Genomic DNA, 9,791 nt, shown 5'->3' on the forward strand with positions numbered 1-9,791 from the left:
CGTCGCGTCGATGCGAGCCGGCGTCCCGTCCTCGTCGTAACGGTCGAAGACGGTCAGCTGCAGGTCGGTCTTGGCGAGCTCGAGCTCGAAGTTGGTCGGCGAGACGGTCAGTCCCGGCAGTTCCAGCTTCGTCTGTGCGAGGTTCTGGAAGGACAGGCCCACCTGGAACAGCGGGTTGCGGGCCGTCGACCGCACGGGGTTGAGCACCTCCACCAGGCGCTCGAACGGCACGTCGGCGTGCGCGAACGCTCCGAGGTCCGTCTCCCGGACCTGAGCCAGGAACTCGTCGAATGCGACGTCGGACTGCACGCGGGTGCGGAAGACGAGCGTGTTGACGAACATGCCGATCAGGTCGTCGAGCACCCGCTCGCCGCGGCCGGCGATCGGCGTACCGATCGCGACGTCGTCGGTGCCCGACAGCCGCCCCATCAGGGTCGCCAGGGCGGCGTGGATCACCATGAACAGCGTGGCGTTGTGGCGGCGTGCCAGCTCCTGCAGACCGCGATGCAACTCGGCATCGACGGTGAAGTGCAGCGAGTCGCCACGGAAGCTCTGGCGCGGAGGCCGCGGGCGGTCGGCGGGGAGATCGATCTGGTCGGGCAGCCCGGCCAGGGTCCGCTTCCAGTACTCGATCTGCTGCGCGGCGACGGAGTCGGGATCGTCCTCCGAACCGATGACGTCGCGTTGCCACAACGCGTAGTCCGCGTACTGGACGGGCAGCGGCTCCCATCCCGGGTTCTCCCCGCGGGACCGCGCCTCGTAGGCGATGGTGACGTCGCGCGCGAGGGGCGCCATCGAGGCGCCGTCGGCGGAGACGTGATGCACGACGAACGCCAGGACGTAGTCGGTGTCGGTGATCCGGAAGATGCGCGAGGCCACCGGGACCTGACGTGTCACGTCGAAGGTCGTCGACATGAACGCGACGATCTCCTCGGTGAGGTCGTCCTCGGTGACGTCGTACGGCGTCAGATCGGGCAGCGCCTCCTCGACGGGGAGCACGATCTGGTGCGGTCCGCCGTCGGGGTCCGGGTAGTAGGTGCGCAGCATCTCGTGCCGGCCGATCACGTCGCGCACCGCCGCCTGCATCGCGGCGAGATCCAGATCGCCCTGGAGTCGCACCGCGAAGGGAATGTTGTCCACCGCGGAGGAAGTGTCGAACTGGTTGAGGAACCAGTACCGCTGCTGGGCGAGCGACAGCGGCACCCGCTCGGGACGCGGTGCCGCGTCGAGCGGACGCCGGGCACCGGTACCGATCTGACGGCCGACCTCCGCGGCGAACGCTTCGACGGTGGACGTCTCGAACAGCACCCGCAGCGGCACCGACGCGTCGAGCGCCGCCCCGATCCGCGAGACCACCTGCGTGGCGATCAGCGAGTTGCCACCGAGGGCGAAGAAGTCGTCGTCGAGACCGACCCGGTCGAGACCGAGCACCTCGGCGAACACACTCGCCACGATCTCCTCCACCGGAGTCGTCGCGGCACGGAACACCTTGACCTCGAACACCGGCTCCGGCAACGCCTTCCGGTCCAGCTTGCCCGACGCGTTGAGCGGCAACTCCGCGAGCACCACGAACGCCGACGGCACCATGTACGACGGCAGCACCTGCCCCACCGCCGAGCGGGCCTCGTCCTCGTCGAACACGGCACCGGCGGCCGTCACCACGTACGCCACCAGCTGCTCGGCGCGGACCAGCACGACCGCCTGCGCCACCGCCGCAACCTCCAGCAACGCCGCCTCGATCTCGCCGAGCTCGATGCGCAGACCCCGCAGCTTGACCTGGAAGTCCGTGCGGCCCAGGTACTCGAGCTCCCCGGCCTCGGTCCACGTCACCAGATCACCGGTGCGGTACAACCGCTCCCCCGCCGCCCCGAACGGATTCGCCACGAACCGATCCGAGGTCAGATCCGGGCGGCCCACGTAGCCGCGCGCGAGCTGCACACCCGCCAGATACAACTCACCCGGCACCCCGACCGGCACCGGATTCAGCCGCCCGTCGAGCACGAACACACCCGTGTTCCACACCGGCGCACCGATCGGCACCGACACCACATCCGCGTCGGTCACCTCGTGGAACGTCACATCCACCGCGGCCTCGGTCGGCCCGTACAGGTTGTGCACAGCCACACCCGGCAGCACCGACCGCACCCGGGCGGCGACCGCGGCGGCGAGAGCCTCACCGGAAGCGAACACGTACCGCAGCGACGAGATCCCGCCGACCGCGGACTCGGCGACGAAGACCGCGAGCATCGACGGCACGAAGTGCGCGACGGTCACCGACTCTGCGCGCATGACCGCCGCGAGGTACCCGGGGTCGCGGTGCCCGTCCGGGGCCGCGACCACCAACCGCGCCCCCACCTGCAACGGCCAGAAGAACTCCCACACCGACACATCGAACGTGAACGGCGTCTTCTGCAACACCACATCGCCGGCCGACAACCCGTACCGACCCTGCATCCACACCAGACGATTGACGATCGCCGCATGCGAGACCGCCACACCCTTCGGCCGCCCCGTCGACCCCGACGTGAAAATCACATACGCCGTGTTCGACCCCCGCACCGGCGCACGCCGCTCCCCATCGGTCACCGGCGCATCCGACAACCCCGACACATCCAACTCGTCGAGCACCACCGTGCGGACAGACCCCTGCCCCGGCACCACGAACCCGTCCCGCCCCGTGGTCAACACCACCACCGGCGCCGCCACCTCCAGGATGTACCCGTTGCGCTCGGCCGGCTGATCCGGATCGACCGGCACATACCCGCCCCCGGCCTCCACCACCGCATACATCCCCACCAGCAGATCCACCGACCGGCGCATCGCCAACCCCACCAGCGACTCCGGCCCCACCCCCACCGACACCAGATACCGCGCCAACCGCCGCACCCGCCCGGCGAACTCCCCGTAACTGAGCGACACCCCGTCGAACGTCACCGCCGGCGCCTGCGGCGACCGCCGCACCTGCTCCGCGAACAACTCCCCCAACGTCGCCGCCGGCACCGCACGCCCCGTGTCGTTCCACACCTCGAGCACCCGCGACCGCTCCACCGGCTCGAGGATCTCCAGATCCCCCACCGCCACCGACGGATCGGCCACCACCGCCTCGAGCACCCGCACGAACCGCGCCGCGAACCCCGCCACCGTCGACGCATCGAACAGATCCGTCGCATAGGTGATCCCGACGGCGTACTCGGCGGAATCGGCTGTCTCGGCGGTCGTTTCGGCGAGGGAGAACTGCAGGTCGAACCGTGCGGTCGCGGCGTCGAAGTCGAGGCCCGAGACCGTCAGGCCCGGAAGCTCGAGGGCTCCCATCGCCTGGTTCTGGAAGGACAGCATGACCTGGAACAGCGGATGCCGCGCCGTCGACCGGGCAGGATTGAGCACCTCCACCAGCCGCTCGAACGGCACGTCCGCGTGCGCGAACGCGTCGAGGTCCGTGCCGCGTACCCGCGCGAGCAGGTCCTCGAAGGACTCCCCGCCCTCGACCCGGGTCCGCAGCACCAGGGTGTTGACGAACATCCCGACGAGGTCGTCGAGTTCCTGCTCGCCGCGACCGGCCACCGGGGTGCCGACGGCGATGTCGTCGGTCCCCGACAACCGCGCCAGCAGCACCGACAGTGCCGCGTGCACCACCATGAACGGGGTGACGTTGCGCTCACGTGCGACCCGCCCGATTGCGGCATGGAGGTCCGGCCCGAGCGAGAACTCGTGCACCGCACCCGCGTTGGAGGCAGACGCCGGCCGGGGACGGTCCGACGGCAGGTCGAGCTGGTCGGGCAGCCCGGCGAGCGCGCCGCTCCAGTACGCCTCCTGACTCGCGATCACCGAATCCGGGTCGTCCTCCGAGCCGAGTATCTCCCGCTGCCACAACGCGTAGTCGGCGTACTGCACCGGCAGTGGCTCCCACTCCGGTTCGCCACCGGTGGCCCGTGCCGAGTACGCCACCACCACGTCACGGGTGAGCGGCCCCATGGAGAAGCCGTCGGCCGCGATGTGGTGCACGACGAGGACGAGAACATGCTCGGTTGCGGACACCTCGAACAGCCGCGCCCGGAACGGCACCTGCGTCGACACGTCGAACCCCGCCGAGGCCATCGTCAGGACCTCGGCGAGCAGCTCGTCCTCCGAAGCCGGGATCGGCGACAGATCCGGAATCACCCGCGAGGTCGGCAACACCTGCTGGTACGCCACACCGTCCGCGTCCGGATATACCGTCCGCAGAGATTCGTGCCGCGCGAGCACATCGGCGACCGCCACCTGCAGTGCGTGCCGATCCAGCAACCCCGACAACCGGATGGCCAGCGGAATGTTGTTCACCGCGGAGTCCGGTTCGAATCGGTTCAGGAACCACATGCGGCGCTGCGCCAAGGAGAGCGGAACCCGCTCGGGTCGCGGGCGCGCCACCAACGGCACCCGGGTGCCGGCGGAGTCGGCCTGCTCGAGGCGGGCGGCGAGGGGAGCGACCGCCGAGGCCTCGAACAGTGTCCGCACCGGAACCGCCGTGCCGAGCGCCGCGGCGAGCCGGGAGATCACCTGCGTGGCGACGAGCGAGTTGCCACCCAGTTCGAAGAAGTCGTCGTCCAGACCGACCCGTTCCACGCCGAGGACGTCGGCGAAGACCCGGGCGACGATCTCCTCGACCGGGGTGGTCGGTGCCCGGAAGACCCGGGTTTCCTGCTCCGGTTCCGGCAGTGCACGCCGGTCGAGCTTGCCGCCGGGCGTCAGCGGGATCGAGTCCAGGACCACGACCGCGTGCGGCACCATGTAGCTCGTCAGGAACTGGGCCACGAAGTCCTTCACGGCGGCGCCGTCGAGCTCGATGCCCGGCTCGGGAACGACGTAGCCGACGAGCTGCTCACCCCGCTGCCCGTCCCGGCGCACCGTCGCGACCGCCTGGGCGACGCCGGCGCACCGCGCGAGAGCCGCTTCGATCTCACCGAGTTCGATCCGGAAACCGCGGATCTTCACCTGGTCGTCGGCCCGGCCGACGTACTCGACCACGCCGGCCGTCTCGTCCCCGGGAGAACCGGACCACCGCACTACGTCACCGGTTCGGTACATCCGGCTGCCGTCGGTGGCGTACGGATCGGCCACGAACCGCTCGGCCGTCAGCCCGGCCCGACCCAGATACCCGCGAGCCACCTGGATTCCCACCAGGTACAGCTCGCCCGGGACACCGACGGGCACCGGCTGCAGCCGGTCGTCGAGAACGAGCACCCGCATTCCGCGGACGGGGCCGCCCATCACCACCGGTTCGCCGGGTAGCAGGGCGTCACTGATGTTCGATGCCACCGTCGACTCGGTGGGACCGTAGGCGTTGAAGAACGCGCGGCGCGACCCGTCGGGCAGGATCGTCGCCCAGCGTGCCACCAGGCCCGGAGAGCACGCCTCGCCACCCGTGATCACCACGCGGATGCAGTCGAGGCCCGCGGGATCCACCGACCCGAGGGCCGCGGGGGTCACGAAGGCGTGGGTGACCGCCTCCGCGGCCAGCAGGCCGGCGAGCTCGGCGCCGCCGTACACCGAGGTCGGCGCGACGACCATCGTCGCGCCCGCACCGCACGCCAGCAGCAGTTCGAGCACCGAGGCGTCGAAGCTCGGCGACGCGAAGTGCAACGTGTGGGAGTCGGCGGTGACCGCGTACCGCTCCACCTGTTCGGCGCAGAAGTTCACCACACCGGCATGTGCGACCACGACGCCCTTCGGCGTGCCCGTCGTGCCGGAGGTGTAGATGACGTACGCCGGGTGGGCCGGGCGCAGGGAGCGCACGCGTTCGGCGTCGGCCAGCGGTCCCGCCGGCAGTCCCGCGCCGGCCTCGACCGCTTCCTCGAGTACGAGCCACGGAACGGAATCCGGTAGCGTACCGGCGGTTTCGGCTGTGGCGAGCCCGAGCACCGCGCCGGAATCGGAGAGCATGTAGGCGATCCGCTCGGTCGGGTACGTCGGGTCCACGGGGACGAACGCGGCACCGGCCTTGACCACCGCCCACAACGCCGTGACCGACTCGACCGACCGGGGCACAGCCACGGCCACTCGGTCTTCCGGTCCCACACCACGGGAGATCAGGATCCGGGCCAGACGCGACGACGTCGCGTCCAGATCCCCGTACGACACCGACCGGCCGTCGAACCGCAGGGCCACGGCAGCCGGGTCGCGACGCGCGGCGAGGGCGAGGATGTCGGCGAGGGTGCCGCCAGGCTCGGCGGCGGCACCGTGCACGGAGGTCAGTGCCTGTCGCTCCGGTACCGAGAGGAGGTCCGTGTCGCCCACGGCCCGTGCCGGGTCGGTGGCGACGGTCTCGAGCATCCGGAGCAACCGGCGCACGAAGGTCGCGACGGTCGGCTCGTCGAACAGGTCGGCGGCGTAGAGGAGGTCGCAGGCGAGACCACCGGGTTCGCCGTTCCCGTCCACGGTTTCGACGAAGATGAACGACAGGTCGTACTGGGACTGTCGGCGGTTCGCGGTCACGGGACTGATCGCGAGCTCACCCAGTTCGAGGCTGGTCTGCTCGAGGTTCTGGAAGGCGAGCATCACCTGGAACAGCGGGTGATGGGACTGCGACCGGACCGGATCGAGTACCTCGACGAGCCGTTCGAACGGGACGTCCGCGTGCCCGAATGCGGCGAGGTCGGACTCGCGCACGCGCGCCAGCAACCGGGTGAAGGGCTCACCCGTCTCGACCTCGGTGCGCAGCACCAGGGTGTTGACGAACATGCCGATCAGGTCGTCGAGTTCCTGCTCACCGCGGCCGGCGATCGGAGTGCCGATGGTGACGTCCGCCGAACCCGACAGGCGGCTGAGGACCGCCGCCAGGGCGGCGTGCACCACCATGAACGGTGTCGTCCGGGTCTCGTGCGCCAGCCGGACGAGACCCCGGTGCACCGATTCGTCGACGGTGAAGGCGTGCACCGCGGCACGGTTGCCGGCGACCGCCGGTCGCGGCCGATCGGTCGGCAGGTCCAGTCGCTCGGGTACGCCGTCGAGACGACGTGTCCAGTACTCGATCTGCTGGGCGACGACCGACTGCGGGTCGTCCTCCGAGCCGAGGGCCTGCCGCTGCCAGATGGCGTAGTCGGCGTACTGGACGGTCAACGGCTCCCACGCGGGTGCCTCGTGCCGGGTCCGGGCGTCGTAGGCGACCATGACGTCCCGCGTGAGCGGACCCATCGAGAATCCGTCCGCGGCGATGTGGTGCACCACGAGCACCAGCACGTGCTCGGTGTCGGACACCTGCAGCAGACGGACGCGAACGGGCACCTCGGTCGTGACGTCGAAACCGGCCGAGACAATCTCCGCGACCGTCGGCACGATCTCGGGCTCGCTCACCGTCGACGGCGTGAGCGTCGGCTTCACCTCCGAGGCGGGCAGCACCTGCTGGTAGCCGACCCCCTCCGTCTCGGGGTAGACGGTGCGCAGCACCTCGTGCCGGGCCACCACGTCCGCCACGGCCGCGCCGAGCGCGTCGACGTCGAGCGTCCCCGACAGCCTCAGGACGACCGTGATGTTGTTGACCGCCGACCCGGGGTCGAGGCGGTTGAGGAACCACATCCGGCGCTGCGCCAGCGACAACGGCACCTGCTCCGGCCGCACCTGCGGCACCAGCGGGGGCCGGTGGGAGTCGCCGGCCGCCATCGCCGCGTCGACGAGCGTGGCGAGCTGCGCGGCGGTAGGGGCGTCGAAGAACTCCCGTACGTCGATGCGGACCTTGTGATCGGCGTTGATCCGGGCCACCACGCGCGTGGCGCTCAGCGAATTGCCGCCCAGGGCGAAGAAGTCGTCGTCGACGCCGAGCCGCTCGACACCGAGCACACTCTCGAACGCCGCGACGACCGTTTCCTCGGTGGGGGTGCTCGGTGCGCGGTATTCGGTTGCCAGAACGCTGAAGTCGGGTTCGGGCAGCGCTCCGCGGTCGAGCTTGCCCGACGCGTTGAGGGGAAACTCCGTCATTTCCACGAACAGCGACGGCACCATGTAGTCCGGCAACCGCCGGCGCACGGCCGCAGCCAGCTCGGTGCGGTCGATCGGTTCACCGTCGGTGACGAGGTAGCCGACGAGGTGGTCGCCGAGCGTCTCGTCGGAGTGCACGACGACGACCGCCTGCCGGACCCCGGGATGGTCGAGCAGGGCGGATTCGATCTCCCCGAGCTCGATGCGCAGGCCGCGCAGCTTGACCTGGAAGTCGGTGCGCCCGACGTACTCGATCAGCCCGTCGGTGTTCCACTTGACCAGGTCACCGGTGCGGTACATGCGATCGCCCGGCGCACCGAACGGATCGGCGACGAAGCGGTCCGCCGTCAGGTCGGGCCGGCGCAGGTAGCCGCGCGCGAGCTGGATGCCCGCGAGGTACAGCTCTCCCTCGACTCCCTGTGGAACGGGCCGCAAACCCTCGTCGAGCACGTAGAGATCGGTGTCGGCCACGGCCGCACCGATGGGGACGACGGTGTCGTCACCGTGGGTCTCGTAGTAGGTGACGTCGACCGCGGCCTCGGTCGGGCCGTACAGGTTGTGCAGCCCGGCCGTGGAGATCGCGTGGAACCGGGCGACGGTCTGCGCGGGCAGCGCCTCACCCGAGGCGAAGACGTACCGCAGCGAGGTGACGGCCGCGGCGGTCGGCTCGGCGAGGTAGACCGCGAGCATGGAGGGGACGAAGTGGGCGACGGTGACCCGGCGCTCGATCATGGTCTGCGCCAGGTAGGCGGGGTCGCGGTGACCGTCGGGCAGTGCGATCGACAGTCGCGCCCCCACCTGCAGCGGCCAGAAGAACTCCCACACCGACACGTCGAACGTGAAGGGGGTCTTCTGCAGCACGACGTCGTCGCCGCGCAGCCCGTACTCGGCCTGTCGCCAGGCGATGTTCGCGACGATGGCCCGGTGCTCGACCGCGACGCCCTTCGGGCGGCCGGTGGAACCCGAGGTGAAGATGACGTACGCGAGACTGTCGGCGGTCAGGGCGCCGAGCCGTTCGTCGTCGCGCACCGGGTCCGCGGACACGGCCGCGAGGTCGAGGGTGTCGACGAGGACCACGGGTACCGAGGCCGGCAGGTCCACCTCGTCGCGGGCGGTGGTGACCACGGCGACCGGTTCGGCGATGTCGAGGACGTAGGCGATGCGGTCCGCGGGGTGGTCCGGATCCAGCGGCACGTAGGCGCCGCCGGCCTCGAGGACGGCGTACATGCCGACGAGCAGGTCGAAGGATCGTCGTATCGACAGGCCGACACGGGTGTCGGGGCCCACGCCGAGCCCGATCAGGTGCCGCGCGAGCCGGTTGACGCGGGCGGCGAACTCCGCGTAGGTCAGGGTCTCGCCATCGAACTCGAGGGCGACGGCGTCCGGGGTCGCCTCGACCTGCGCGTCGAAGCGGCCCACGAGGGTGTCGAGGTCGGGTCCGGCGGGCGCCACGGCGGCGTCACCGAGGACGGAGGCGGCATCGGTCAGGAGGCCGTCGAGCACGGTGGGCAGACCACCGTCGGCGAGGAGCTCGGGCGCGAGGTTGGACAGCACGACCGGGACCAGCGCCTCGATCCCGAGCACTCCCCCCATCGCGGCGTCGAGGGTGGCGATCTCCTGCTGGAGCCGGCTGTAGGTCAGCTGCGTGTCACCGTGGGCGAGGGCGACGCGGTCGGGCTCGCGGTCCACGACTCCGGCCAGCAACCGGGGCAGGTCTGCGATCGTCAGCGCCTGCTTGCCCGACGTGCCTTCAGCCATCTACTTCATCCTCCGATACCTCTGCGTGTCGCGCACTGTCTTGCGCGCTCCGTCCGACCCCGTGGGCACCCGGGTACCCACGGGGT

The 9,791-nt window shown here is 70.5% G+C and carries 1 protein-coding gene (running past one end of the window); it reads right to left on the reverse strand.

Annotated elements, in window-relative coordinates:
* A protein-coding gene (locus tag AC2IPW_RS17175; protein ID WP_486375249.1) for a non-ribosomal peptide synthase/polyketide synthase crosses the window boundary here: on the reverse strand, positions 1–9,705 show its 5' portion. The gene continues 19,851 nt to the left of window position 1, outside the view; 9,705 of the gene's 29,556 nt are visible here — the first part of the coding sequence; its start codon is at positions 9,703–9,705; the stop codon falls past the left edge of the window.
* Between the last annotated feature and the right edge of the window lie 86 nt (positions 9,706–9,791).

This window comes from Rhodococcus sp. NS-SX18, assembly GCF_057367935.1.